At 72.4% G+C, this 25,240-nt stretch carries 27 protein-coding genes; 7 read left to right on the forward strand and 20 right to left on the reverse strand.

Translation table 11 applies throughout. The annotated features are described in order from the left end of the window. Positions 1 to 16: 16 nt before the first annotated feature. Genes ACFPGP_RS18855 through ACFPGP_RS18865 form a run of 3 tightly spaced genes read right to left on the reverse strand, consistent with a single transcriptional unit; the run spans position 17 to position 2,748 of the window. On the reverse strand, positions 17 to 949 hold the full coding sequence (locus ACFPGP_RS18855; protein WP_378592457.1) for an SMP-30/gluconolactonase/LRE family protein: 933 nt from the start codon (positions 947 to 949) through the stop codon (positions 17 to 19). Positions 950 to 958: 9 nt separating this feature from the next. Further along, positions 959 to 1,630, reverse strand: coding sequence for a response regulator (locus tag ACFPGP_RS18860; protein ID WP_378592458.1), 672 nt, complete (start codon positions 1,628 to 1,630; stop codon positions 959 to 961). Continuing rightward, a complete protein-coding gene (locus ACFPGP_RS18865; RefSeq protein ID WP_378592459.1) occupies positions 1,627 to 2,748 on the reverse strand; it encodes a sensor histidine kinase in 1,122 nt (373 codons plus the stop codon). The genes ACFPGP_RS18860 and ACFPGP_RS18865 overlap by 4 nt, the downstream gene beginning before the upstream one ends. Before the next feature lie 156 nt (positions 2,749 to 2,904). Here ACFPGP_RS18865 and ACFPGP_RS18870 point away from each other — a divergent pair, with 156 nt between their 5' ends. Further along, positions 2,905 to 3,441 carry a hypothetical protein gene (locus ACFPGP_RS18870; RefSeq protein WP_378592461.1) on the forward strand — a complete coding sequence of 179 codons (537 nt, stop codon included), beginning with the start codon at positions 2,905 to 2,907 and terminating at the stop codon, positions 3,439 to 3,441. Here the strand turns inward: ACFPGP_RS18870 and ACFPGP_RS18875 are convergent. From ACFPGP_RS18875 to ACFPGP_RS18900, 6 genes are all read right to left on the reverse strand, one after another. Beyond that, on the reverse strand, positions 3,417 to 3,848 hold the full coding sequence (locus tag ACFPGP_RS18875) for an NUDIX domain-containing protein (RefSeq protein WP_378592462.1): 432 nt from the start codon (positions 3,846 to 3,848) through the stop codon (positions 3,417 to 3,419). The two genes, ACFPGP_RS18870 and ACFPGP_RS18875, sit on opposite strands and share 25 nt — an antisense overlap. 20 nt (positions 3,849 to 3,868) lie before the next feature. After that, positions 3,869 to 4,516, reverse strand: coding sequence for an SDR family oxidoreductase (locus ACFPGP_RS18880; protein WP_378592464.1), 648 nt, complete (start codon positions 4,514 to 4,516; stop codon positions 3,869 to 3,871). Between the two features lie 40 nt (positions 4,517 to 4,556). Next, the gene (locus ACFPGP_RS18885) at positions 4,557 to 6,383 is read right to left on the reverse strand and encodes a bifunctional metallophosphatase/5'-nucleotidase (RefSeq protein WP_378592465.1); all 1,827 of its coding nucleotides are present in this window, start codon (positions 6,381 to 6,383) and stop codon (positions 4,557 to 4,559) included. Positions 6,384 to 6,481: 98 nt separating this feature from the next. After that, entirely contained in the window at positions 6,482 to 6,850 is a 369-nt protein-coding gene (locus ACFPGP_RS18890; RefSeq protein WP_378592466.1) for a hypothetical protein, read from the reverse strand. Between the two features lie 49 nt (positions 6,851 to 6,899). Continuing rightward, the gene (locus tag ACFPGP_RS18895) at positions 6,900 to 7,502 is read right to left on the reverse strand and encodes a GNAT family N-acetyltransferase (RefSeq protein ID WP_378592467.1); all 603 of its coding nucleotides are present in this window, start codon (positions 7,500 to 7,502) and stop codon (positions 6,900 to 6,902) included. Beyond that, positions 7,499 to 7,906: a secondary thiamine-phosphate synthase enzyme YjbQ gene (locus ACFPGP_RS18900; protein ID WP_378592469.1), complete on the reverse strand. Its 408-nt coding sequence runs from the start codon at positions 7,904 to 7,906 to the stop codon at positions 7,499 to 7,501. Before ACFPGP_RS18900 ends, ACFPGP_RS18895 begins: the two co-directional genes overlap by 4 nt. Before the next feature lie 40 nt (positions 7,907 to 7,946). Here ACFPGP_RS18900 and ACFPGP_RS18905 point away from each other — a divergent pair, with 40 nt between their 5' ends. Further along, entirely contained in the window at positions 7,947 to 8,732 is a 786-nt protein-coding gene (locus ACFPGP_RS18905) for a GNAT family N-acetyltransferase (RefSeq protein WP_378592470.1), read from the forward strand. A gap of 16 nt (positions 8,733 to 8,748) precedes the next feature. Here ACFPGP_RS18905 and ACFPGP_RS18910 read toward each other — a convergent pair whose 3' ends face one another. Next, positions 8,749 to 9,372, reverse strand: a complete 624-nt coding sequence (locus tag ACFPGP_RS18910; RefSeq protein WP_378592471.1) for a DUF3105 domain-containing protein — start codon at positions 9,370 to 9,372, stop codon at positions 8,749 to 8,751. Continuing rightward, entirely contained in the window at positions 9,369 to 9,671 is a 303-nt protein-coding gene (locus tag ACFPGP_RS18915; protein WP_378592473.1) for a thiamine-binding protein, read from the reverse strand. The genes ACFPGP_RS18910 and ACFPGP_RS18915 overlap by 4 nt, the downstream gene beginning before the upstream one ends. A 37-nt stretch (positions 9,672 to 9,708) precedes the next feature. Here ACFPGP_RS18915 and ACFPGP_RS18920 point away from each other — a divergent pair, with 37 nt between their 5' ends. Next, entirely contained in the window at positions 9,709 to 10,752 is a 1,044-nt protein-coding gene (locus tag ACFPGP_RS18920) for a S66 peptidase family protein (RefSeq protein WP_378592474.1), read from the forward strand. Here the strand turns inward: ACFPGP_RS18920 and ACFPGP_RS18925 are convergent. Further along, positions 10,746 to 11,468 (reverse strand): phosphatase PAP2 family protein, encoded by a 723-nt coding sequence (locus ACFPGP_RS18925; RefSeq protein ID WP_378592475.1) that lies wholly within the window; start codon positions 11,466 to 11,468, stop codon positions 10,746 to 10,748. The genes ACFPGP_RS18920 and ACFPGP_RS18925 overlap by 7 nt on opposite strands. Before the next feature lie 94 nt (positions 11,469 to 11,562). On the opposite strand from ACFPGP_RS18925, the gene ACFPGP_RS18930 reads away from it, so the two are divergent. Next, the gene (locus tag ACFPGP_RS18930) at positions 11,563 to 11,970 is read left to right on the forward strand and encodes a VOC family protein (protein WP_378592476.1); all 408 of its coding nucleotides are present in this window, start codon (positions 11,563 to 11,565) and stop codon (positions 11,968 to 11,970) included. Between the two features lie 14 nt (positions 11,971 to 11,984). Here ACFPGP_RS18930 and ACFPGP_RS18935 read toward each other — a convergent pair whose 3' ends face one another. From ACFPGP_RS18935 to ACFPGP_RS18955, 5 genes are all read right to left on the reverse strand, one after another. Beyond that, the gene (locus ACFPGP_RS18935; RefSeq protein ID WP_378592477.1) at positions 11,985 to 12,677 is read right to left on the reverse strand and encodes a sulfite exporter TauE/SafE family protein; all 693 of its coding nucleotides are present in this window, start codon (positions 12,675 to 12,677) and stop codon (positions 11,985 to 11,987) included. Positions 12,678 to 12,718: 41 nt separating this feature from the next. Beyond that, a complete protein-coding gene (locus ACFPGP_RS18940; RefSeq protein WP_378592479.1) occupies positions 12,719 to 15,517 on the reverse strand; it encodes an aconitate hydratase in 2,799 nt (932 codons plus the stop codon). Positions 15,518 to 16,194: 677 nt separating this feature from the next. Beyond that, a complete protein-coding gene (locus ACFPGP_RS18945) occupies positions 16,195 to 17,628 on the reverse strand; it encodes an NAD(P)/FAD-dependent oxidoreductase (RefSeq protein WP_378592480.1) in 1,434 nt (477 codons plus the stop codon). Positions 17,629 to 17,831: 203 nt separating this feature from the next. Beyond that, positions 17,832 to 18,992, reverse strand: a complete 1,161-nt coding sequence (locus tag ACFPGP_RS18950; protein ID WP_378592481.1) for a class I SAM-dependent RNA methyltransferase — start codon at positions 18,990 to 18,992, stop codon at positions 17,832 to 17,834. After that, on the reverse strand, positions 18,989 to 21,037 hold the full coding sequence (locus ACFPGP_RS18955) for an APC family permease (protein WP_378592482.1): 2,049 nt from the start codon (positions 21,035 to 21,037) through the stop codon (positions 18,989 to 18,991). Before ACFPGP_RS18955 ends, ACFPGP_RS18950 begins: the two co-directional genes overlap by 4 nt. A gap of 116 nt (positions 21,038 to 21,153) precedes the next feature. Between ACFPGP_RS18955 and ACFPGP_RS18960 the strand changes: the two genes are divergently transcribed. Further along, positions 21,154 to 21,819 (forward strand): potassium channel family protein, encoded by a 666-nt coding sequence (locus ACFPGP_RS18960; RefSeq protein ID WP_378592483.1) that lies wholly within the window; start codon positions 21,154 to 21,156, stop codon positions 21,817 to 21,819. Next, entirely contained in the window at positions 21,819 to 22,490 is a 672-nt protein-coding gene (locus tag ACFPGP_RS18965; RefSeq protein ID WP_378592484.1) for a potassium channel family protein, read from the forward strand. The genes ACFPGP_RS18960 and ACFPGP_RS18965 overlap by 1 nt, the downstream gene beginning before the upstream one ends. A gap of 31 nt (positions 22,491 to 22,521) precedes the next feature. Here ACFPGP_RS18965 and ACFPGP_RS18970 read toward each other — a convergent pair whose 3' ends face one another. Beyond that, positions 22,522 to 23,403, reverse strand: coding sequence for a GNAT family N-acetyltransferase (locus ACFPGP_RS18970; protein WP_378592485.1), 882 nt, complete (start codon positions 23,401 to 23,403; stop codon positions 22,522 to 22,524). Between the two features lie 88 nt (positions 23,404 to 23,491). Between ACFPGP_RS18970 and ACFPGP_RS18975 the strand changes: the two genes are divergently transcribed. Continuing rightward, positions 23,492 to 23,830: a hypothetical protein gene (locus tag ACFPGP_RS18975; RefSeq protein WP_378592486.1), complete on the forward strand. Its 339-nt coding sequence runs from the start codon at positions 23,492 to 23,494 to the stop codon at positions 23,828 to 23,830. Positions 23,831 to 24,152: 322 nt separating this feature from the next. On the opposite strand, the gene ACFPGP_RS18980 is transcribed toward ACFPGP_RS18975, so the two are convergent. Together ACFPGP_RS18980 and ACFPGP_RS18985 are read right to left on the reverse strand one after the other, a co-directional pair. Next, positions 24,153 to 24,872, reverse strand: coding sequence for a DUF3159 domain-containing protein (locus ACFPGP_RS18980; protein ID WP_378592488.1), 720 nt, complete (start codon positions 24,870 to 24,872; stop codon positions 24,153 to 24,155). After that, positions 24,869 to 25,237, reverse strand: a complete 369-nt coding sequence (locus tag ACFPGP_RS18985; RefSeq protein WP_378592489.1) for an OB-fold nucleic acid binding domain-containing protein — start codon at positions 25,235 to 25,237, stop codon at positions 24,869 to 24,871. Before ACFPGP_RS18985 ends, ACFPGP_RS18980 begins: the two co-directional genes overlap by 4 nt. Between the last annotated feature and the right edge of the window lie 3 nt (positions 25,238 to 25,240).

A 25,240-nucleotide genomic window follows, 5' to 3' on the forward strand; every position in this document is an offset into this window, starting at 1 on the left:
GTCTAGTGAACGGGGGTCAGAGATCGAGAACCGCGACGGCGGGCTCGTGGAGGCTGCCCAGCCACACCCTTCCGTCGTGCTCGCGCACGCCGGTGACCATGTGGTAGCCGGGGTCGGGCGTGCGCGGCAGGTCGAGGTCGTGCACGAGCCGGCCGGCGTCGTCGAAGGCCTGCACGCGGACGGTGCGCCGGGGCTTCGGTTGCACGCGCTCGGGGATCCGGGTGACCTGGCGGCGCAGCACCACCGGCCCGCGCTTGATCCGCTCGACGACCGGGTCGGTGGGGCTCGCGATGCTCACCCAGACCAGCCCGTCGCTGCCGCGGGCGATGTTGTCGGGGTAGCCCGGCAGGTCGGCGACCAGGTGGTCGCGCCGGCCGGCCCGCTCGCCGGTGAGCCAGTGCCGGACGACGTCGCGGCCCCCGGTCTCGGCGACCGCCACGAAGGAGCCGTCGGCGGCCAGGGCCACGCCGTTGGCGAACTCCAGCCCGTCGAGCACCACGCTCACGCGGCCGTCCGGGTCGAGCCGCAGCAGGCGACCGGTGCGCGTCGCCTGGACGAAGTCGTCCTTCCACCGGTCGATCCCGAAGCGGGTCGAGGAGTCGGAGAACCACACGGTCCCGTCGTCCGCGACCGCGGCGTTGTTGCAGAAGACCATGCGTGCCCCGCCCACGGAGTCGAGCACCGCCTCGACCCCACCGGTGCGGGGGTCGACCCGCAGGAGACCGCGGCGGGCGTCGCAGACGAGCAGCCGGCCGTCGCGGTCGAGCTCGATCCCGAGCGGGCGGCCGCGGGTGTGGGCGACCCGGTCGACGCGTCGTCCGTCGTGGCTGACCCGGAAGATGCTGCCGTCCTCGGTGCCGGTGAAGACCGCCCCCTCGTCGGGACCGTCCGTGGCGACGACGACGTCCTCCGCACCGGGTCCGGGGACCGGGACCACCGCGAGCTCCATGCGCTCAACCTAGGGCGATTCACCGGGGACCACGATCCCCGTCTCGTAGGCGAGGATCACCGCCTGCACCCGGTCGCGCAGCCCGAGCTTGGCCAGGATCCGTCCGACGTGCGTCTTGACCGTCTTCTCGCTGACGACGAGGCGGCCGGCGAGCTCGGCGTTGGACAGGCCGCGGCCGATGAGTTCGAGCACCTCGGCCTCGCGCGGGGTCAGGGCGTCCAGCTCCGGGGGGCGGGGTCGTGACCGCGGGGTGGGGGTGACGTAGTGCTCGATCAGGCGGCGCGTCACCGAGGGGCTCACCAGCGCGTCCCCGGCCGCGGCGTGCTGCACGGCCTCGAGGATCCGCTCGCGCGGCGAGTCCTTGAGCAGGAACCCGCTGGCGCCGGCGCGGAAGGCCGCGAACACGTACTCGTCGAGGTCGAAGGTCGTGAGGATCACCACGCGCGGCGCCTCGGGACCGCCGGCGCGGATCCGCCGGGTCGCCTCGATGCCGTCGAGCCCCGGCATCCGGATGTCCATGAGCACGACGTCGGGCACCTCCGACCGCGCCAGGCGCACGGCCTCGAGACCGTCCGCGGCCTGGCCGACGACCTCGACGGAGGCCTCCCCCGCCAGGAGCATGTCGAGCCCCGCCCGCACGAGCTCCTGGTCGTCGCAGAGGAGCACCCTGACCGCCGTCATCGCGGAAGCCTCGCGTGCACCCGGAATCCCCCGCTCCCGCCACGGCCGGCCTCGAACACACCCCCGAGCACGGCCACCCGCTCGCGCATGCCGGCGAGGCCGCGGCCGGCTCCGGGGCCGGCCGACCCCGTGCCCGGACCGTCGTCCGTCACCGTGACCTCGACCGCCTCGTCCGACCAGTCGAGCCGGACCTCCGCACGGCACGGGGAGGCGTGCTTGATCACGTTCGTGAGCGCCTCCTGCACGATCCGGTACGCCGCGAGGCCGACCGCGATCGGGACGGGCCCGGGCGTGCCCGAGGTCGAGAGCCGGACGTCGAGCCCACCCGCGCGCAGGTCCGCGACCAGGGCGTCGATGCGGTCGAGGCCGGGTTGGGGGGCGAGGGCCGCCTCCTCGCCGAGCAGCCCCAGCATGCGCCGCATCTCGTCGAGGCCACGGCGGGCCGTCTGCTCGATCACCGCCAGGCTCGCGGCGGCGCGCTCGGGGTCGTCGGCCAGCACGTTGCGCGCCCCGCCCGCCTGCATGACGATCGCGGCCAGGCTGTGCGACACGGCGTCGTGGAGCTCCCGGGCGATCCGCTCGCGTTCCGCGGCCACGGCTTCGGCTGCGTGCTGGTCGCGGGCGGCGTGCAGCTCCCGCGCCCGCTCGTTGCGGACACCGACGACCCGCCCGACCAGCCAGACCGTGCCGAAGAGCACCGCGGTGGCGAGCGGCGCCGGCGCGGCGTCGGTGCCGCTCCCGCGCACCACGAGGACGGCGAGCGCGAGCGCCGAGAAGACGGCGGACAGCACGGCGTCGCGCAGCGGGGCGTACGACGCCACCGTGTAGGTGGCGACGAGGGCCGCGAGGAAGGTGGGGTAGAGCTCGAGCGGATCCCCGGCCAGCGCCCGTGCCGCCAGCACGCCGTACACCCCGATCGCCACGGCGAAGGGCGCCTGCCGGCGGAAGGCGAGGGGCAGGGTTCCGGCGCTGACCGCGAGCAGGTCGAGCCACACGGGCCCGGAGACGACGTCCTCGGCCAGGGGCGTGACGAGCACCTCCCACCAGGCAACGGCCGCCAGGGCCGCGGCGAGGAGGACGTCGGGCAGCGGGGGGCGCGACGGTCGGGGTCGGTCCATGGTGCGCCTCACCCTAGGAGGGCCGGAGCGGGCCTGTCGTCAGACCGTGGTCCGACGTCAGGACCGGTCCGCAGCCCGACGACCCGCCCCCGTGACCACTCCTAGCGTCTCGCCACGACGTCGACCCGCGACGTCACCGACGACAGGAGCACGACCGTGAACATCACCACCCGACACCTCGCCCTCACCGCCGCCGGCCTCTTCGCGGCCACGGCCGCCATCGACATCCCGCACGACCAGGCCGAACCCTTCGTCTCGACGGCGGACTTCGCCCTCGAGGCGCTGTTCGCCTTCTCCCTGGCCGCTGCCACGGTGACGCTCGCGTCGCTGGCCAGGGCAGCAGGCGCCTGGGTCGCCCGCGCCGGCTTCGGGCTGGCAGCCGCCGGCAGCGGAGCCCTCTCCGTCGTGGCTGCTGCGACGCACGTGAACGGGCACGACGTGCTGGGGTCCGTCTTCCCGATCGGGCTGCTCGCGATCCTGCTCGGCTACCTCACGCTGGCCGTGGGCGACCTGCGCCGCCGGGTCGAGCCACGCTTCGCCGGCCTGGTCCTGCTCGCCGCACTGGTCGGCATGATCGCGCTCGGCGACGGCTACGGCCTGCTCGCCTGGTCGGTGGGCTGGGTCGGCATCGCCGCCCTGCTGGGTCCGAGCCCGGTCCGGCAGAAGGCTCAGGAGCCGGCCATCGCGGCGTAGGCCGGCGAGGCGAGGAACACGGGCAGGGCCACCCGTGCGGCGGCCGTCAGGTCGAGGTCGAGGGCGTGGGCGGGGTCCACGAAGACGATCTGGCGGCCCTCACGGCAGTCGATGTCGGCATCGGTCAGGTCGGTGCGCATCACGAAGAGCCGGAACTCGTCGAGCGTGCCGCTGTGCTCGTGGAAGACGTGGAACGGCGAGAACAGCTCGAGACCGCCGTCGAGGTCCAGCCCCGTCTCCTCCTCGAGCTCGCGGTACGCGCCGGGCTCGAAGTCCTCGCCGTCGTCGAGGTGCCCGCCGACGAAGCCCCACTTCTCCGGGTCGATGACCGGGAACTCGTCGCGCTCCTGGAGCAGCAGCCAGCCGCGCGCGTCGACGAGCACGATGCTCGAGAAGCGGTTGGCCACGGGCCGAACCTATCCCGCGCCTATCCGGAGTAGGGCACCTCGGTGCGCCAGTCCGCCTCGTCCTGGTGGGCGGCCGCGTGGATGGCCTCCGCGACCCGGTCGGGCGTGAAGGCGCCCTCCCGGGCCAGGACGCCGCGCACCGTGACCGACACCGCCCGGATGCCGTCGCCCCGCAGCGCGCCGTCGATGCTCTGCACGAGGTTGCGCAGGGCGGCCTTCTGCACGCCGAGCGACGCCACCCCCGGCGCGGGCTTGTCGGCGGCCATCGAGCCCGTCGCGGTGACCCGGGCACCGGCCGCCATCGACGGGCGGGCCGCCTGCAGGGCGGTGAGCAGGGCCCCGACGCCCAGCGTGACGTCCTGGAGCAGCTGCGGGACGGTCAGCGTGAGCGGGTCCGCCTCGCGGTAGGCGCTGGGGTTGAAGTGCAGGACGTCGACCCGGCCGAGCCGCTCGGCGAGGCGACGTACGGCCGCCGTGCACGCCTCGGCGTCGGTGATGTCGGCGACCTCGTGGTGCGCCGCGACCCCGAGCGCCGCGAGCTCCTCCCCCAGCGTGGCCAGCTGGGCCTCGTCGACGCCGACCAGGCCGGCGTCGTGGCCGTCACGTGCGAACCGGCGGGCCACCGACCCGCTGACGCCCGGACCGGCGCCGATCACCAGGATGCTCATGGGAGCCACCCTAGGACCGGCGCCGGGACCGGCAGGTACCTCAGGGGAGCCTGGTGATCCGGTTGACCGGCCCCGGGGCGACGGGGCCGAAGGTGCCGAGGTAGGACGTGAGCGAGTCGACGTCGAAGCCCGGCTGGTAGACCGGGTTCGTCCCCACCTTGAGGTTGGTGAAGCTGTCACCACCCGCGGCGAGGAAGTCGTTCATCGTCACGTTGTACGTCGCACCCATGTCGAGCGGGACGCCGTTCAGGCGGATTTCGCTGACCTTGCTGCCCGGGGCGGCACTGGCACTGTAGCTGTAGGTGAAGCCGTCGGAGACCTGGAGGATCTTGGTCACGCCCTGTCCGGCGTAGCCCGCGAACTGCTGCTCCAGCACCTCCTTGATCTGCGCGCCGGTGTAGGTGCGCGTGACCACGAGGTTGTTGAACGGCTGCACCGTGAACGCCTCGCCGTAGGTGACCTGGCCGGGCTGCTCGCCGCCGGGGCTGAAGGCGTAGTTGAGGTCGGCCCGGATGCCGCCGGGGTTCATGATCGCGAAGTCGGGCGAGGCCGACTGCGAGTAGGCCACCATCCCGTCGGCGATCACGTCGCCCAGCGGGCTCTCGCCGGCCGGCGAGGTGACGCGGGTGATGTCGGCCGTGATCGACCCGACCACGGCGTTGGCGATCGGCGCCACCGCGGTGCGGTACTTGTCCGCGATCAGCTTGGCCATCGGGTCGATCCAGTCGGGGTTGCGCACGAACGCCGTCGCCGAGCCGCCCGGGACCGTCTGCCAGGTGCCGTCGGGGTTCTGGATGCCGTTCTTCACGATCTCGTTGTCGGCCGAGGCGGAGACGAACTTCCCGGTGGCCTTGCTGATCGTGAAGGTCACGTCGGTGACGATCCGGCCGAAGGAGCCGGCGCTGGTGACCAGCGTGTCCTCACCGCCGCTGTCCGGCAGCTGGCACACGTAGGGCTGGTGGGTGTGGCCGCTGACCACGACGCCGTACGCCGGGTCGAGACCGGCCACGATGTCCTTCACCGCGCCGCTGAACCCGGCGCACCCGTCGATGTCGCTGTTGGACGGCGACTGGATGCCGCCCTCGTGCAGCAGCAGGACGATCGACTTCACGCCCTGAGCCTCGAGCTGCGCGGCGTACTTGTTGGCGGTCTCGACCTCGTCGAGGAAGTCGACCGAGGTGATGCCGTTGGGGTTCACGATGCTCGGCGTGCCCTCGAGGGTCATGCCGACGAAGCCGACGGGGATGCCGCCGACCTTGCGCACCTTGTACGCCGGGAGGATCGGCTTGCCGTTGCTCTTGCGGACCACGTTGGCCGCGAGCATCGGGAAGTCGGCGCCCGCGAAGCCGTCGCCGTCCTGGCAGCCGTCGGTCGGGTGGCAGCCGCCCTTCTGCATCCGCAGGAGCTCGTCGACGCCCTCGTCGAACTCGTGGTTGCCCACGCTGGTGATGTCGAGCCCGAGCGCGTTCATCTCCTCGATCGAGGGCTCGTCGTGGAACGCGGCGCTCACCAGCGGCGAGGCGCCGATGAGGTCGCCCGCCGCCACGGTGTAGACGTTCTTGGTCTCCTGCAGCGCCTCCGCGCGCAGCTGCTTGATCCAGTAGGCGAGGTACTCGACACCACCCGCCGGAGTGTTCGGCTGGCCCACCTGCGCCACGTAGCCGCTGCTCCCGGTCGGCGGGTCGATGTTGCCGTGGAAGTCGTTGAAGGCGAGGAGCTTGCCCTCGACGGTGGGCGACGGCGCGGGCTTGTGGGCCCGGGGCGCGGCGTCGGCCGAGGTGGACGGGAGCGTGAGCCCGAGCAGGGCGAGGCTGGCGACACCGGCGCCGGCGAGCCAGCGTCGGGCGGTGGAGGCGGAGTTCGGCACGAGGACGGACCTTTCAGGGGGCTGGGGAACGAGGGAGACATTTCCGCGTCCTGACCGACGAGTCAACGGCGGGCAGGTCAAGATCAGGTGAAACCCGGTCAGAGCCGTGCCACGAAGCGCCGACCGCGCAGCGCCTCCTCGACCAGGCCGACCTCGCGCCGCACCGCGAGCAGCCGTGCCTCCTCGAGCTGGAAGGTCTGGACGGCTGCCTCGACCACCTCGGGCGAGGCCACCTCGCGCAGGTCGGCCCGGGCCTCGCTCAGCCCGCGGCGCACCGCGGCCTGGCCGGCCTCGACGTGGAGCGCGGCGAACCGCGCCAGCACCACGACGTGGCGGCGCAGCCCGGCGTACCGGCGGTAGTCGGGCGGGCAGAGGTCGAGCAGCCACGCGGCAGCCGTCGCCTCCCAGTCGGGGGCGTCAGGCGGGCGGACGGCACGGGGCCAGCCGGGTGGGGCGTACGCGGGCACCCGCCCATCGTACGCCGTGGATCGAACACCTGTTCGAATCAATCAGGGATCAGCTGCTGCGGCCGAACAGGCCCTCGAGCTCGGCGAGCAGCGGGTCGCGCAGCCCCACGCCCTCGTGCCGCCACCAGACGTCGGGGTAGACGAGCCGGCCGGCCATCCACGACTCCCACCCGTCGAGGAAGACGGCCTGGAAGGCCGCGGCCGGGACGCGCACCGACGCGGGCAGCAGCCCGTGCAGCGCCGCCGGGGTGAAGCCGCGCGCGCCGTAGTAGGTGGGGCTCCCCTCGAGCAGCAGCACCGGCGTCCCGGCAGCGCGGGCGGTGTCGACGGCGGCGGCCACGAGCGCCGTGCCGTGGCCGCGGCCCTGGTGCTCCGGCAGCACGCTCAGGGGGCTGAGCACGAGCACCTCGACCAGCGCGCGCCGGGCATCGACCCACGCCCGGCTCAGGCCGACGTGCCCGACCACGGCGTCCGCTCCCCCGTCCGCTCCATCGACGGCTCCAACGACCGCAACCAGGCTCGCGCGCAGGTGGCCCAGCGGCCCCAGCTCCGCCCAGATCGCGGCGACCTGGTCGCCCTCGTCGTCGAACGCGGCGCGCACCACGCGGTCGACGGCGGCGTCGTCGCCCGGCGTCGCGGACCGGACGGTCATGCGCCCGCCAGGAACGAGAACCGCACCTCGCGGTCGTGGTTGTCGACGTTGAGGTCGACCAGGCAGATGCTCTGCCAGGTGCCCAGCGCCATCCGCCCGCCGAGCACCGGCACGGTCACGTACGGCGGCACCAGGGCCGGCATCACGTGCGAGCGGCCGTGCCCCGGGCTGCCGTGCCGGTGCCGCCAGCGGTCGTCCGCGGGCAGCAGGTCGGCGAGCGTGGCCAGCAGGTCGTCGTCGCTCCCGGCCCCGGTCTCGAGGATCGCCAGACCGGCGGTCGCGTGCGGGACGAACAGGTGCAGCAGGCCGTCACCACGCCCCGCGACGTACGCCGCGCAGTCGTCGGTCAGATCGAGCACCGTGTCCCGGTTCCCGGTGCGGTAGCTGCGGGTCTCGGAGTCCATCGGGCGATCCTGTCACGACCTCCGGCGTAGGTTCGGAGGCATGGACGTGCGGTCGCTGGCCTGGCGTACCGACGTCGCGCTGCGTGCGTACGCCGGTGGCGAGGTCGAGGACCGCGGCGACCACCTCATCGTCCGCACACCCGCGAACCCGACCTTCTACTGGGGCAACTTCCTGCTGCTGGCCGCCCCACCGAGCACGGCCTCGGTCGAGCACTGGCTCGCGGTCTTCGAGGACGCCTTCCCCGAGGCCCAGCACCGGACCTTCGGCGTGGACGGCTGCCGCGGCACGCTCGACGACCTCGGCGGCTTCCGCGCCGCGGGGCTCGGCGTGGAGGTCTCGACCGTGCTGACCACGCACGCGCTGGCCGCCGCGCCCCCGTCGGTGGACGGCGCGGTGGTCCGCCCGCTCTCCGACGACCGGGACTGGGAGCAGCAGGTCGAGCTCTCGATGAGCGACCCCGACCTCGCCGGTGGTCGGGAGTTCGCGACCCGGCGCGCCCGCGCCGAGCGCGGCCTGGTCGAGGACGGCCACGGGCTGTGGTGGGGCGCCTTCGTGGACGACGTGCTCGCCGCCTCGCTCGGGGTCTTCGTGGCCTCGACCGGGTTGGCGCGCTACCAGGGCGTGCAGACCCACCCTGCCTACCGCCGCCGGGGCCTCTGCACCGCGCTGGTGCACGCCGCCGGGCGGCACGCGCTGGCCGAGCTCGGCGCGCGGCGGCTGCTGATCGTCGCCGACCCCGACGACGACGCCGTCCGGGTCTACCGCCGGGCCGGCTTCCGCGACGGCGAGACCCAGCTGCAGGCGGCCCGCCTCCCCCGGGGGTGAGCCTGTGGGCGGGGTCCTACTCCGGCGCCCCGCCGCCCTTCTTCTCGTACTCCACCACGCCGTCGGCGCAGCCGGCGTCCGGCTCGGGGGCGAGGTGGCCGTCGCCGTACTCCTCGAGGAAGAGGTCGAAGCGCGGGTCGTCGGGGCTCAGCAGCTGCAGCTGGGCACCCCAGACCGAGAGCACGACGTTGCCCGGCAGCCCGACGTACGGCGACACGATCCCCTTGTCCTCGGGGAGCTGGTCGAACATCGCCTTCGCCTGCTTGCGGCTGATCTCCTCGGGGTCGTAGGTGATCCAGACCGCTCCGCGCTCGAGCGAGTGCACGGCGTTCTCCTCGCGCACCGCCTTGGCGTAGAGCCCGCAGCTGAGCCACTGCTCGTCGTGGTCACCGCCGTCGGGCGGCACCTCGGGGTAGTCGATGTCGGCAGACACCTCGGAGTTGGGGATGTCCTCGCGCAGGTCGACCGAGGCCAGGTTGGGCCCCGTCGGCGCCGGCGGGATGTTGGCCTCCGTCGCCTGGTCGACGATCATCGGGCCGAGCACCACGGCGAGCACCAGGATCGCCACGCCGGTGGCGGCTGCGACGACGACCCCGGTGCGGCGGCTCGGCTGCTCGGTGTCGGGACCCTCCGTGGTCACCGGCCCTCCAGCGCGCGCTCGAGCCGCTCGACCTTGCCGGTGAGCTCGCCGCTGCGACCGGGGCGGATGTCGGCCTTGAGCACCAGCGACACCCGCGGCGACGCCGCCGCGACGGCGTCCACCGCCGCCTTCACCACGGCCATCACCTCGTCCCACTCGCCCTCGACGTTGGTGAACATGCTGTTCGTCTCGGACGGCAGGCCCGACTCGCGCACCACCCGCACCGCCTCGGCGACGGCGGCCGAGACACCACCGGTGTCATCGGCGGTGGCCGGGCTGATGCTGAAGGCGACGATCATGGTGGAACCGTAGCGAGTGGGGCCCTAGCGTTGTCGGATGACGCCCCTCTACCCGCCCAAGCCGCGTCGCGGCGACGCCGTCGCGGTCCTCTCCCCCGGCGCCGCGCTGCCCGAGGTCTTCCCCGGGCCCTACGACCTGGGGATCCGGCGGCTGCAGGAGGCGTACGACGTCGAGGTGGTCGAGTACCCGACGACGCGTCGCCAGGGCACGCCGGCCGAGCGCGCGCGCGACGTGACGGCGGCCTTCACCGACCCGCGGATCCGGGCGGTGCTGACCAGCATCGGCGGCGAGGACCAGGTCAAGGTGCTGCGGCACCTCGACCCTGCGGTGCTGGCCGCGGACCCCAAGCCGTTCTTCGGCCTCAGCGACAACACCAACCTCCACCACCTGCTGTGGAACACCGGGCTCGTGTCCTACTACGGCGGCGCCGTGATGACCGACGCGGGTCGCTGCGGGTCGCGCAACCCGCACACCGCCGAGGCGTTCGAGGGGGCGTTCCTCGGCTCGGGATGGTACGACCTGCGCCCGGCCGAGACGTTCACCGACGTCGACGAGCGGTGGGAGCTGGCCGAGAGCCTCGAGCGCGAGCCGGAGATGCTCCCGGGCGGGGGCTGGACCTGGCACGTGCCCGGCAGCGAGGCCGCGGTGGAGGGGCGGCTGTGGGGCGGCTGCCTGGAGATCGTCGACTTCCAGCTGCGGGTGGGTCGCTGGGTGCGGCCGGTCGAGGAGTACGCCGGGTGCGTGCTGTTCCTCGAGACCTCCGAGGAGATGCCGACCGCGCAGTACGTCGGGGAGGTGCTGATGTGCGCCGGTGAGCGCGGGCTGCTCGAGCAGTTCGCGGCGGTGCTGGTCGGGCGGCCCAAGGCGTGGAGCTTCGACCACCCGAACGACGCCGCCGGGCGCGCGTCGTACGTCACGGCCCAGCGGGAGGCAGTGCTGGGGGCGCTCGCCGAGTACGCGCCGGACGTCCCGGTGGTGCTCGACGTCGACAGCGGCCACACCGATCCGCAGCTGGTGCTGCCGCACGGCGGCGTGGTGCGGGTCGACCCCGCCGCGGGCACCGTGCGGGTCCGCTACTGATCCGTGCGTTCCCTGCCGGGCAGGATCAGGGCGGTGATGAGCACGGCCATCCAGGCGGTCGTGTAGAGCACGCTGGTGGCGACGTCGGTGAGGTGGTGGGCGCCCTCGTAGAGCCGCGACAGCACCTCGACGAGCGGGAGCAGGAACAGCACCGCCACCCACCGACGCAGGGCCGGCGCGAGGAACCAGACGACGACGGCGGTGCCGGCGTACGCGGCGGTGGCCGTGGCCACGTGGCCGGAGGGGAAGCTGTCGTTGGGCACCAGGCCGGGGTCGAGGATCTTCACCGGCGGGCGCAGCCGGGTGATCAGCATCGTGGCCACGGCGTAGAAGCCGCCGATGCCGACGATCAGCAGGGCGAAGAACGCCGCCGGCCGCCAGCTGCGCTTCCACACCGACAGCGCGATCGCGACGACGGCCGCGACCCCGGCACCCACCGGGGTCTCCCCGAGCAGCGTGCCGGCGTCCGCGAACGTGGTCAGGGTCGGGGTCCGCTGGTCGGCGAACCACCGGGAGACGTCGTCGTCCCACGGCTCGACGCCGGAGCGGAACGGGCCGGTGATCAGCCACCCGACCGCCAGGACGGCGCCGAGGATCACCGCCCAGGCGACCAGCACCGTCGCCGAGGTGGAGAGCCAGCCGCGGCCGGAGGAGCCGCCGTGGGGGCGCGTGGACGCGTCGGCGGCGCGCGACGAGGTGGTGGGGCTCGGGGTCATGCCTCGTCAGTTCCCCGTCAGGCGTCCGCTGAATCCCTGTCGGCGCCCCGGTCTAGATTCGCGAGCACCACCCAGACCCGACCCAGGAGGACCCATGGCATCGCGGCTCAACCCCTACCTGAACTTCAAGGACACCACGCGCGAGGCGATGGAGTTCTACCAGTCCGTGCTCGGCGGGAAGCTCGACATCAGCACCTTCGGGGAGTTCGGCGGCGAGCCGGCCGACGGGGTGATGCACGCGAACCTGCACACCGACGACGACTTCACCCTGATGGCCTCCGACACCCCGCCGGGCATGGAGCACACCCCGGGTCCCGCCAACTTCTCGGTCAGCATCAGCGGCGACCACGCCGACGGCGACCGGCTGCGCGGCTACTTCGAGAAGCTGTCGGAGGGCGGCGAGGTCACGATGCCGCTGGAGAAGCAGATGTGGGGCGACGAGTTCGGCATGGTCACCGACCGGTTCGGCACGCCCTGGATGGTCAACATCGCCGGGGGCTGACCGGTCGGGCGCTCTCAGGCCAGGCTGCGCACGAGCAGCACGAGGGCCGACGAGGCGCAGACCAGCAGGACGGCCGGCCGCACGTGGGCGGCCGGCAGCCACCGGCGCAGGGCGTGGCCGAGCAGCGCGCCCAGCGGGAGCACCGGCGCCAGGAGCAGCGCCACGAGCGCCTGGTGCCCGTCGAGCTGCCCGGCCAGCGCCAGGCCGCCGAGCGACAGGCCCGCACCCACCATGAAGAAGACCGCCAGCGTGGTCCGGATCTCCCGCGGCGGGCGGTGCTGGTAGAGGACCGCGACCGGTGGCCCGCCGATCGACGTCGCGGTCCCGGTCACCCCCGACACCAGACCGGCGGTCATCAGCGTCGCCGGGGTGATCGGCACCTCGACCGCACGCCAGGTGACGACCACTGCCAGCAGCACCATCACCGCCACCGCGATGCCGAGCTGGCGGGTCGTGAACGCCGCCACCGCCGCGACGCCGAGCCCGGTGCCGAGCACGCGCGTCGGCAGCGACCACCCCAGACCGCGCCAGTCGATGTCATCGCGCTCGACGAGCAGGGTCACGACGGGGTAGGCGAAGGCGAGCCAGAGCATGAGCTCGGGCATCAGCTCGGGCGCCACCAGGGTGACCACCGGCGCGGCGACCAGGCCGAGACCGAGGCCCACCAACGCCTGCACGGTGGCCCCGGCCAGGAGGGCCAGGGCCACCGCGACGAGGACGGGTGCGCTGAGACCGAGCAGCTCGGGCCTCAGCCGCGGCGCAGGTTGCGCAGCACGAACGGCATGATCCCGCCGTTGCGGTAGTAGTTCGCCTCGCCCGGGGTGTCGATCCGGACGACGGCGTCGAACTCGACGTCGCCGGCCTTCACCTTCACGGTGCGCGGCGTCGTGCCGTCGTTGAGTGCGGTGACGCCGGTGAAGGAGAACTCCTCCTCGCCGGTCAGGCCCAGCGACTCCGCGCTCTCCCCCTCCGGGAACTGCAGCGGCAGGACGCCCATGCCGATCAGGTTGGAGCGGTGGATGCGCTCGTAGGACTCCGCGATCACGGCCTTGACGCCGAGCAGCGCGGTGCCCTTCGCGGCCCAGTCGCGCGAGGAGCCGGAGCCGTACTCCTTGCCCGCGAGGACCACCAGCGGCGTACCGGCCGCGAGGTAGTTCTCCGACGCCTCGAAGACCGTCGTCACCTCGCCGCCCGCGGTGAAGTCACGGGTCAGGCCGCCCTCGGTGCCCGGGGCGAGCTGGTTGCGCAGGCGGATGTTGGCGAAGGTGCCCCGGATCATCACCTCGTGGTTGCCGCGGCGCGAGCCGTAGGAGTTGAAGTCGCGCTGCTCGACGCCGTGCTCGGCGAGGTAGCGGCCCGCCGGACTGTCCTTCTTGATCGCACCGGCCGGGCTGATGTGGTCGGTCGTGACCGAGTCGCCGAGCTTGAGCAGCACGCGGGCGCCCTCGATGTCGGTGACCGGCTCGGGCTCGTCGGGCATGCCGTCGAAGTAGGGAGGCTTCCGGACGTACGTCGAGTCCTCGTCCCAGGCGAACGTGTCGCCCTCGGGCGTGGGCAGCGAGCGCCACTGCTCGTCACCGGCGAAGACGTCGGAGTAGTCCGAGGTGAACATCTCCGAGGTGATCGCGCTGGCGATGACCTCCTCGACCTCGGCCGCGGTGGGCCAGATGTCGCGCATGAACACGTCGTTGCCGTCGGTGTCCTGGCCGAGCGGGTCGTGGAACAGGTCGACGTCCATCGAGCCGGCCAGGGCGTAGGCAACCACCAGCGGCGGCGAGGCGAGGTAGTTCATCTTCACGTCAGGGTTGATCCGGCCCTCGAAGTTGCGGTTGCCGGAGAGCACCGAGACCACGGCGAGGTCGTTGTCCTGGACCGCCTGGCTGACCTCGGGGATCAGGGGGCCGGAGTTGCCGATGCAGGTGGTGCAGCCGTAGCCGACGAGGTTGAACCCGAGCTTGTCGAGGTAGGGCGTGAGGCCGGCCTTCTCGTAGTAGTCGGAGACGACCTTCGAGCCCGGTGCCAGCGTGGTCTTGACCCACGGCTTGCGCTGGAGGCCCTTCTCGACCGCCTTCTTGGCCAGCAGCGCGGCGCCGATCATCACCGAGGGGTTCGAGGTGTTGGTGCAGGAGGTGATCGCGGCGATCGCGACCGCGCCGTGGTCGAGCACGACCTCCTGGCCGTCGATGGTGACGGTCGCCGGGCGGCTCGGGCGACCGCCGTCGCGCGGGGCCGCCGACGGCCTGGCCGGGGCGCCGTTGCCCTCGGCGTGGCTGGGCGAGTCGGAGGCCGGGAACGACTCGGCGACCGCCTCGTCGTACCCCTGCTCCTCCTGCTCGTCGCCCTCGACGTAGTCCGCCAGCGCCCCGCGGAAGGCGTCCTTGGCCTCGGAGAGCGAGACGCGGTCCTGCGGGCGCTTGGGCCCGGCGAGCGACGGGACGACGGTGGAGAGGTCGAGCTCGAGGCGCTCGGAGTAGCGGGGCTCGGCGGCCGGGTCGTGCCAGAGGCCCTGCTCCTTGGCGTAGGCCTCGACCAGCGCGAGCTGCCCGTCGGGGCGGCCGGTGAGGCGCAGGTACTCGACGGTCTGCTCGTCGATCGGGAAGACCGCGATGGTCGAGCCGAACTCGGGGCTCATGTTGCCGATCGTGGCGCGGTTGGCCAGGGGCAGCGCGGACACGCCGGGGCCGTAGAACTCGACGAACTTGCCGACGACCCCGTGCTTGCGGAGCATCTCGGTGATCGTGAGCACCAGGTCGGTCGCGGTCGCACCCTCGGGCAGGTCGCCGTTGAGCTTGAAGCCGACCACACGCGGGATCAGCATGCTCACCGGCTGGCCGAGCATCGCCGCCTCGGCCTCGATGCCGCCGACGCCCCAGCCGACCACGCCGATGCCGTTGACCATCGTGGTGTGGGAGTCGGTGCCGACGCAGGTGTCCGGGTAGGCCAGGGTCGCGCCGTCGGACTCGCGGGTGAAGACCACGCGGGCGAGGTGCTCGATGTTGACCTGGTGGACGATGCCGGTGCCGGGCGGGACCACCTTGAAGTCGTCGAACGCGCCCTGTCCCCAGCGCAGGAACTGGTAGCGCTCGCGGTTGCGCTCGTACTCGATCTCGACGTTGCGCTCGAAGGCCTCCGGGGTGCCGAAGACATCGGCGATGACCGAGTGGTCGATCACCATCTCGGCCGGGGCGAGCGGATTGATGCGCGACGGGTCGCCGCCGAGCTCGGCCATCGCCTCGCGCATCGTGGCGAGGTCGACGACGCAGGGCACGCCGGTGAAGTCCTGCATGATCACCCGCGCGGGGGTGAACTGGATCTCCTTGTCGGGCTGGGCGTCGGCGTCCCAGCCGGCCAGCGCCCGGATGTCGTCGGCGGTGATGTCTGCGCCGTCCTCGGTGCGCAGGAGGTTCTCCAGCAGCACCTTGAGGCTGTAGGGCAGCGTCGCGACGTCGAGGCCCTCGCCACTGACCGCGTCGAGCCGGTAGATCTCGTAGCCGGTCCCCCCGACGTCCAGGGTGCTCCTCGCGCCGAAGCTGTCCTTGCTCGCCATCCGCCGTCTCCTCGTCGTGTCGTCGTCGTGGCCCGGTCGCGCCCAGGGTGGTGGACGTCGGGCACGGTTCCCCATCTTGCCGCTGTGCCGGCAGCCCCGGTAGGCGGGTCCGCCACGCAACTATCTTGACGTCAAGATACATGGTCGGCCGGGCCGGTGCCAACCTGACCCGGGGTGAGGCTCTACCGCTCCAGCAGCGCCACGCGCTCGACCTGGGGGATCATCGGGAAGACACCGATCGTCCTGAGCGTGAGCGCGAGCCTGTGCGGTCCACTGCCTTCAGGAGAGCGAAGAGGCGCTGACCTGCCGATTTGCCGCCTGAGATGCTCTGAACGTCAGCATCCCTCTGCGAACGACCGCGATGCAGAGGGCACCCCGAGCGCGCCCTCGAAGAGTCGGCTTCTGCTCATGGCAACCGGCCACAGGCATCGCCCCACAGCGGCGCTCGACGTCGATTCGCGGAAGGTTCTGCCCGACCAGTCGCGCCTCTGCGTCGTCATCCGGGACTCATCCAGCGACCGGGGCTGCTTCCCGACGCTGCCCATGTGGGCGAACTCGACCGCACGCACGCAACGTGGCGAGGAGCGCCGCAGCGAACTGGCCGCTGTCGCGGTGGCATGTCGCTCCTGGTGGAGTCCACGAGTAGCCGATCGCTGCGGCGGTCTCGGGCACAGGTGTCAGCGGGGATCGAAGATGCTGGGGGTCAGGCGCTCGCCGGCGAGCAGGTGAGCGATGCGTTCCCCGCCGTAGATCGAGGGCAGGAACCCGACGCCGTTGCAGCCGAGGTTGTAGTACAGCCTGGGGTGGCGGGGGTGGGCTCCGACGACGCGGACCCCGCCGGCGTTGTAGCCCATCAGTCCGTGCCACTGGAAGTCGTAGGGCAGACCCGGTGGGCGCGCGGGCTGAGCGAACGGCCGGACCTCTTGGTCCATGGCGCCGAGCAGGGGTCCCGGGAACGGGGTGTCCGGGTCGTAGCCTGCTTCGTGGAACGGGTACTCCGGCCCCCCCATGCAGGTGAGGGTGACGGTGTCATCGGGTCGGTCGTAGGTGCGCCGGGTGACATAGACGTAGGCCGTGTCGCCGCCGATGGTGGGGTTGCGGATGTAGCTCATGGCTGCGGGGGGCCGCGGGTGGTCCACGAACGCCGTCATGTAGGCGACTCGGCCGGTCACTTGTTGGTCGGGCGCGAGCCCGATCGGTGCTCCGAGCCGATCGGTGACGAGGTGGTCCACGAAGCCGTTGGTGCACAGGACCACCTGGGACGACGTCACCGTGTGACCCCGGCCGTGCGCCACGACGCGGTCCTCCCCGACGACCACACGATCGACGGGAGTGTGGTCGACGAACCGGAAGCGTTCCGGATAGCGCTGCTCGAGGTTGGCGAGCACCTGCTGGACCAGGAGGCCGCTGTTGGCGCAACCCTTGCGGTCCGAGAGCACGGCCGAGTACCGGTCGTCGCGCGTCTCCAGGAGTTCTCGGATCCGCGCCTGCGGGACCAGCGTGTACAGGCCATCCAGCTCGGCGGGGATCGCTGAGGCGAAGGCGGCCTCGTCCGAGACGAGACAGGTCTCCAGGCGCAGCCCGCCCTGTCGACGTACCAGATTGCTGCGCAGGTGCACGAGCACGTGGTGGAGGTTGAACATCCCCATGTGGCCGGTGAACCGCTCCACCCGGACCGAGGCCTCGCTCTCGGCGACCATCAGGTCGAGCAGGCCGTGCGCATCATCGAACCCGCGCTGGCCGGCAGCTGCCATCTCGACCCCGAACTCGTCGGCGATGTCGCACAGCGGCCGCTCGAAGTACGTCGTGAGCTGTCCAGCGTTGCGTCCGGTCGCGCCCCGCCCCACCCGGTCGCGCTCGACCAGGAGCACCCGCGCCGTGGTTTCCCGCAATGTGAAGAACGCGGCTGCTACGCCTGCGATGCCGGCACCCACGATCACGACATCCGCCCGGGTGTCCTCGGCCAGTGGCCGGGGCGGACCGTCGGCGGCGAGTTGGGCGATCCAGGGCGACCTGCTCGGCCTGTCCTCATAAGCCGTGTCTTGAGGCGATGTGCCGTCCATGCTCGGGGATTCAACCATCCCCCTGCCACAGCAACCGCGCGGCGCCATCAAGATCGTTCGTCCGCTGGGCGCGTTCCGCCCGTCGGCTCCGTGACTTCGGCGCGAGGGGAAACCACCTGGCGCAGCAGTCCCGGTCAGGGATTCGCGCCGAGCTCCACGAAGTCCGCCTCCTGTCGGATGCGGCGCAGCGCCCCCCCAAGTGCCCCCGAAGGCGGATTCTTGACCGTCAGCGCGCGCATCGCGAATCCGCGTCACCGCAGGTGAGATCCGGTCTTCTCCAGCAGCGCCACGCACTCGACGTGGTGGGTCATCGGGAAGAGGTCGAAGGCGCGCAGGGCGGTGAGTCGGTAGCCGAGCGAGGCGAATGTCGCCACGTCGCGGCCGAGCGCCGCGGGGTCGCAGGCGACGTAGGCGACAGCGCGCGGAGCGCGGTCGGCGACCTGCTCGACGACCGTCTTCCCGGCGCCCTCGCGGGGTGGGTCGAGGACGACGAGGTCGAAGGGCTCGTCGTACGACGACCTGAGCACGCGCTCGACCGGGCCGTGGGCGACCACGGCCCGCGGGTGGTCGGACAGGTTGAGGCGGGCGTGGTCGCAGCCGGCCGCGTCGCCCTCGACGGCGACCACCCGGGTCTCGCGCCCGACGGCGCCGAGCAGGAAGCGGGCGAAGAGGCCGACGCCGGCATAGAGGTCGAGCGCCGTCTCCCCCGACCGCGGCGCCAGGAGGTCGAGCACCGCGTCGACCAGCACCTCCGGCGCGCCCGGGTGCACCTGCCAGAAGCCGTCGGCCGCGACCGAGAAGTCCACGCCGTGCACCGTGTGGGCCGCCGGTGCGTGCGCCTCGAGCAGGCAGTCGTCCACCGGTACGACGTCGTGGGAGCGGTGCTTGCGCATCCCACGGCGGCCGTCGGGCAGGGCGACGTACCGCTGCCGGGTGCGCCACCGCAGGCCGTCGACGTCGCCGGGCACCGCCTCGACCGCCAGGCCGCTCACGAGCGGGTCGTCCGCGTCGCGCCGTCCGAGGCGCACCAGCTGCTCGCGCACCACGGCGGCCTTGAGCGCCCGCTGCGCCGGCAGGGTCACGTGCTGGAAGTCGCAGCCGCCGCACAGCCCCGGCCCCGCGACGGGGCACGGTGCCGGCACCCGGTCGGGCGAGGCGTCGAGCACCTCGACTGCGTCCGCGCGCCAGAAGCGGTCGCCGTCGGTGCCCTCGGTCACCTCCAGCACCACCCGCTCACCCGGCAGGGCGTGCCGCACGAAGACGACCCGTGACTCGGGCTCGGGCAGGCGGACGACGCAGTGCCCGCCGTGGGCGACCGGCCCGACCTCGGCCTCGAACTGCTCGCCGACCCGCGACCGCCCGCGCGGTTGCCGGGCCCGGGCCCGACGCCCTCCCCCGCGACGAGCGCTCACCGCGGGATCTGGGTGTCGCGGTTGTTGCGGGTCCGGATCCGGCCGCGCCGCAGGTCGCCGGCGTGGACGCGCTCCTCCTCGCGGAGCTCGCGCCGCACCGCGATCTCCGAGGAGCGCAGCTGGTAGGGCACCGAGATGACCATGACGCCCGGCGCGAAGAGCAACCGCCCCTTGAGCCGCAGCGCGGTCTGGTTGTGCAGGAGCTGCTCCCACCAGCGGCCGACGACGTACTCCGGGATGTAGACCGCCACCACACCGCGGGGGTTGGACCGCCGGATCTCGCCGGCGTACTCGACGATGGGCCGCACCACCTCGCGGTAGGGCGAATGGAGCACCTTGAGCGGCACCCCGAAGTTGCGCTCGTCCCACTCCTGCAGCAGCCGGTTGGTCTTCGCGGCGTCGTCGGCGACGTAGACGCCCTCGAGGATGTTGGGCCGGGATGCCTTGGCGAAGGCCAGCGCCCGCAGGGTCGGCTTGTGCAGCTTGGAGACCAGCACGATCGCATGCACCCGTGTGGGGAGGATCTTGTCGTCCTCGTCGGCGGCGAGCTCCATCGCGACCTTGTCGTAGTGGCGGCTGATCGCCTTCATGGTCGCGAAGAAGGTGGCCATCGCCAGGAGGGTGATCCAGGCGCCGGCCATGAACTTGGTGAGCAGCACGATCACCAGCACCACGGCCGTGAAGGACAGGCCGATCGTGTTGATCACGCGCGAGCGCTGCATGCTCAGGCGCGTCGCCGGGTCCTGCTCGGTGGCCAGGTGGCGGGTCCAGTGCCGGATCATGCCGAGCTGGCTGAGGTTGAACGACACGAAGACGCCGACGATGTAGAGCTGGATCAGCCGCGTGGTCTCCGCGTCGAAGATCTGGATCAGCACGATCGCCATCAGCGCGAGGAAGACGATGCCGTTGCTGTAGGCCAGGCGGTCGCCGCGAGAGCCGAGGGCACGGGGCGCGAGGCCGTCCTCGGCGAGGATCGAGCCGAGCACCGGGAAGCCGTTGAACGCCGTGTTGGCGGCGAGCACCAGGATGATCCCCGTGACCGTGACCACGAGGTAGAAGCCTGCCGGGAAGTGGTCGAAGACCGCGCGGGCGATCTGGGCGATCACCGGGTCCTGGTCGTAGCCCACCGGCAGCGGCTGCCCGTTGAGGGTCATCCGCTCGAGCTCGTGGGGATCGACGTACTTCAGGCCCATCTGGTCGGCCAGCACGATGACGCTGAGCATCATCGTGATCGCGATCATCCCGAGCAGCAGCAGCGTGGTCGCCGCGTTGCGGCTCTTGGGCTTGCGGAAGGCCGGCACGCCGTTCGAGATCGCCTCGACACCGGTCAGCGCGGCACAGCCCGACGAGAACGCGCGGGCGAGCAGGATCATCAGGGCGACGGTCGTCAGCGGCTGCTCGTACCCGGGGGCGGTCGTGATGTCGAGGTCGGCGCTCTGCACGTCGGGGAGCGTGCCGGTGACGAGCTGGAACAGCCCGTAGGCGCACATGCCGAGGATCGCGACCATGAAGGCGTAGGTCGGCACCGCGAAGAACGTGCCGGACTCGCGGATGCCGCGCAGGTTCATCGCCATCAGCAGCAGCACCATGGCCGTGGCGAAGGTGGCCTCGTGGCCCACGAGCGCCGGGATCGCGCCCGCGGCGTACTGCGAGCCCGACGAGATCGACACCGCGACGGTCAGCACGTAGTCGCAGAGCAGGGCGCTGGCCACGGTGATGCCGGCGTTGCGCCCGAGGTTGACCGTGGCCACCTCGTAGTCGCCGCCGCCACTCGGGTAGGCGTGGACGTTCTGGCGGTACGACGCGACCACGACCGCCATCACGATCGCGACCGCGATGCCGATCTTCCAGGACCAGACGTACGCCGATGCGCCGGCGAGGCCGAGCATGATGAAGATCTCGTCCGGGGCGTAGGCCACCGACGACAGCGCGTCGCTGGCGAAGACCGGGAGCGCGATGCGTTTGGGAAGCAGCGTCTCGCCCAGCTGGGAGCTGCGCAGCTTGCGCCCCAGCAGGATCCGCTTCGAGACGTCGCCGACACCCACGAGTGGGAAGCGTAGACCTCCGTCCCGCGCCCCGTGTCATCCGTGGTCGGCCGGTGACGGCGCGCCCCCGGTGACGCCGGGCGGCGCGGGGGCGGCACTGGGATACGGTGGCCCCCGTGCACGTGGTGATCATGGGATGTGGCCGGGTCGGCTCCACGCTGGCCCGCAGCCTGGAGGACCGCAACCACACGGTGTCGGTGATCGACAGCGAGCCGGACGCCTTCCGGCGACTCGGCCCGTCGTTCAACGGCGACAAGGTCACGGGCTTCGGCTTCGACCAGCAGGTCCTCGAGAAGGCCGGCATCCGCCGCGCCGAGGCGTTCGCCGCGGTCTCCAGCGGCGACAACTCCAACATCATCGCCGCGCGGGTGGCGCGCGAGACCTTCGGCATCCCCCAGGTCGTGGCCCGGATCTACGACCCCGGCCGCGCCGAGGTCTACCAGCGCCTGGGCATCACGACGGTCGCCACGGTCAAGTGGACCGCCGACCAGGTGCTGCGGCGGCTGCTGCCGGCCGGCGCCGAGCCCGACTACCGCGACCCGTCGGGCACCATCCGGCTCGACCAGGTGCCGCTGCCGGAGAAGTGGGTCGGCCAGCGCACGGTCCGGTTCCAGGACCAGACCCGGAGCCGGATCGCCTGGATCGACCGGCTCGGCGAGGGCATGCTCCCGGGCCGCGACACGATCATCCAGGAGGGCGACCTCCTCCACCTCGTGATGCGCGAGGAGAACGCGGCGCACGCCTACTCCGTCATCGACCAGGGCCCGGAGGGCGAGGACTGATGCGCGTCGCGATCGCAGGGGCCGGCGCCGTGGGGCGCTCCATCGCCCGCGAGCTGATCACGAACGGCCACCAGGTGCTGCTCATCGACAAGTCGCCATCGGCGATGAAGCCGGAGCGGGTGCCCGACGCCGAGTGGCTGCTTGCCGACTCGTGCGAGCTCTCCTCGCTCGAGGAGGCCCGCCTCGACCAGTGCGACGTGGTGATCGCGGCGACCGGCGACGACAAGGTCAATCTCGTCACCTCGCTGCTGGCCAAGACCGAGTTCGGCGTGCCGCGCACCGTGGGCCGGGTGAACCACCCGAACAACGAGTGGCTCTTCACCGAGGCCTGGGGCGTGGACGTCAACGTCTCGACCCCGCGGATCATGTCCGCCCTGGTCGAGGAGGCCGTCACCATCGGCGACCTGGTCCGGCTCTTCACCTTCCGCCAGGGCAACGCCAACCTGGTCGAGCTGACGCTGCCCGAGGACTCGCCGTACGTCGGGAAGCCGGCCGGCCTGATCCCCCTGCCGGAGAACTGTGCCCTCGTCACCATCCTGCGCGACGGTCAGGTCTACACGCCGAGCGCCGAGCAGCCGATCGAGTCGGGCGACGAGCTGCTCTTCGTGGTCTCCGCCGACGTCGAGGACGAGCTCGAGCGGCTGCTCGCGCCCACGCACCACGGGGGCTGAGTGCCCCGGGCTGCCGCCCAGGTCACCGCGGTCAGATGGTGAGCGGCAGCGGCCGCGAGACGGTGATGGAGCTGCGGGTGGTGACGTAGCCGAGGTGCTCGTTGAGGCGCCGCATCGACGCGTTGCCGTCCTGCGTCCAGGTGTAGACCTCCTCCAGCCCGTGCTGGGCGGCCCAGTGGAGGGTGAGGCGCTTCAGGTGCGAGGCGACGCCACGACCGCGCCACGCACGACTGACCGCGGTCAGGGAGTTCTCGGCGCGCCCCGGCCGGTCCGCGTCGCGGATCAGGCCCGCGCACCCGATCACCTCGTCACCGAGCAGGGCCAACCACATCGGGTCGCCGCACCAGTCCGCGTTCCACTGCCCGGCGGTGATCTCGAGCGGCGAGTGCAGGGCGAAGTCGGCGAGCACCTCCCGGCCGAACGTCTCGAAGCACGCTCCCCACAGCCCGGGGCGCCGGCTCGCCTCGACCACCACGACGCCCTCCGGTGGCGCCCCGGGTGCCGGTTCGACGCCCACCGCCCGCACCTGCTCGACCTCACGGTCGACCTCGACGAACCCGAAGCGCTCCGCGAACGCCAGCGCACCCTCGTCCTCGACGCCGGTCGACACCGACGTGAGACCCAGGTCGCCGCAGTGGTCGGCGAGCCGATGCAGGAGCGCCGAGCCCACGCCCCGCCGACGGTGCTCGGGCAGGACGCGTGGCATGACGAACCCGCCGGCGGTCTCGCCCTTCTTGGCGATGCCGCATCCCACGACGTGACCCTCGTCGACGGCGAGGAGCAGCAGTCGCTCCGGGGAGTCCTCGGCCCGGATCTCCTGGAGGCTCTGGGTGCGCGACGCCGGCTCGACGACGAGCCGCACGGCGCGCCACGCGTCGTACTGCTCGTCGGTGACGCAGACGGACAGGTCCATGCCGCACGGTAGTCCGCCGCACCCCCACATGGGGGTATGACCGGCGGTCCGCGCCGCCGAGCCCTCCGCAGTGCGGTCAACTGGTCGCATGGATCGTGGTCGCCGGCCCCCGTGGCTGCTCGTCGCCGCGGCCGCGCTGCTCGTCGCCGGTGGCGTGCTGCTCGTGTGCGGCTCCGTCATCGGGTTCGCGCCCGTCGGGGGCCTCTACGACAGCGAGAGCTTCCACTGTGGCTCCGCCTTCCTCTTCGACAACTCCGAGGGCTACCAGGGGACCGACGGCTTCACCGCGTGCCGGGAGACCGCCGACGCCCGGCTGCCGCTCGCGCTCGCCGCGGTCGGTCTCGGAGCCGGCCTCGTCGTCGCAGCGTCACTCCTCCGGCGCAGGGCGAAGGTCAAGGCCGACGAGGTCTGGCTGTCGCGCACCTGACGACGGCGCGCGGTCCCGGCCAGCTATCGTCGATTTCGGCGATGCACGCCCGCCGTTCGAGGCGCACAGTAGGAGCACGAGGGAGTGCCCCCGCCTCGGTGGCCGAGTGGATCTCCGTGGCCCACCCAACCGCGTGCCAGGCCGTGGCGGGCGGCACCTCCCCCCACCATCGGTGTGACTCCCGTGCCTGCTTGGCCGCCGCTGAGGCACGGGGGTCACACGTCCAGATCACCCCGTGCACAGACCGGCGGCGGGAATGGTGGTCTCGACGAGCTCGACCGACGGGCTGCACCGACGGCACCCGGGCGTGGTCTCGACGGGCTCAGGCCTCCGGCTCGGCGACCGACTGCTCCAGCGGCGTGTGGTTGCGGGCCAGCAGCCACACCATCAGCCCCAGCGCGGCGAGCTGGAGCGGCCAGCCCATCACGATCTTGGCGACGCCGAGGACGGCGACGGCGGTGTCCACGTCCAGGGCGCCCGACTTCGCCGACAGCCAGACCGGCGCCTGCACGAGCACCCGGATGATGCACGGCGCCACCAGCACCCACGTCAGCCGCGAGCAGAGCCGCACGACCTGGCGGTCGGAGTGCCAGGCGGTCGGGTCACCGGTGACGCTGCCGACCATGAAGCCGACCAGCGGCCACCCGACCAGGCAGGAGAAGGCGAGCAGCACCGAGTAGACGGAGTTGTAGAGGATGCCGGGCAGGAAGTACGCCAGCGCCTGGTCGTCCGCACTCCCCCCGCCGCGGGCGGAGAGGTGGACGAAGAGCCAGCCGATGCCGATGCCGAACAGCGCGTTCACGACGAACTGGATCGTCGAGCGCTGCACCAGCCGGGCCGCGAGGAGCACCAGCGCCACGCCGACGCTGGAGGCGATCGCCAGGGTGAGGTCCTTGGTGGTCAGCCAGAGCACGGTGAACACGAGCGTCGGCACGGCGGCCTCGACCATCCCGCGGCGACCACCGAGGGCACGCGCGAGCTGGGCGCGCACCACTGCCTCGACGGTCTCGACGGCAGCCGGCTCGTGGGCGGCGGCGCTCATGGCGGCGGGATCAGCTCGTAGCGCGGGTTGTACATGATCCGCTCGCCCTGGTGGACGCCGATCCGGCCCTCGACCTGCAGGTCCGAGCCCGGCGCGATCCCGGCGATCCGGCGGCGGCCGAGGAAGATGAGGGTCAGCGAGCCGGATCCGTCCCCGAGCTCCGCCTCGAGCGCCGGTACGCCGCCCCGGGGTCGCAGCGTGACCGTCCGCACGGTCCCGCGCAGCCGCACCAGCTCGCGGTCGGGCGCGTCCGCGATGGGCACCAGCCCCGACTCGGAGAAGGCGCGGCGCAGCTCACGCTCGTGCATCTCCGAGCTGTTGGCCCACCGGCTCAGGCTCCGGCGGATCCGGCTCTCGTGTGCCATCGT

Origin of the sequence: Nocardioides taihuensis (assembly GCF_042657275.1) — a bacterium.
Taxonomy (GTDB): domain Bacteria; phylum Actinomycetota; class Actinomycetes; order Propionibacteriales; family Nocardioidaceae; genus Nocardioides; species Nocardioides taihuensis.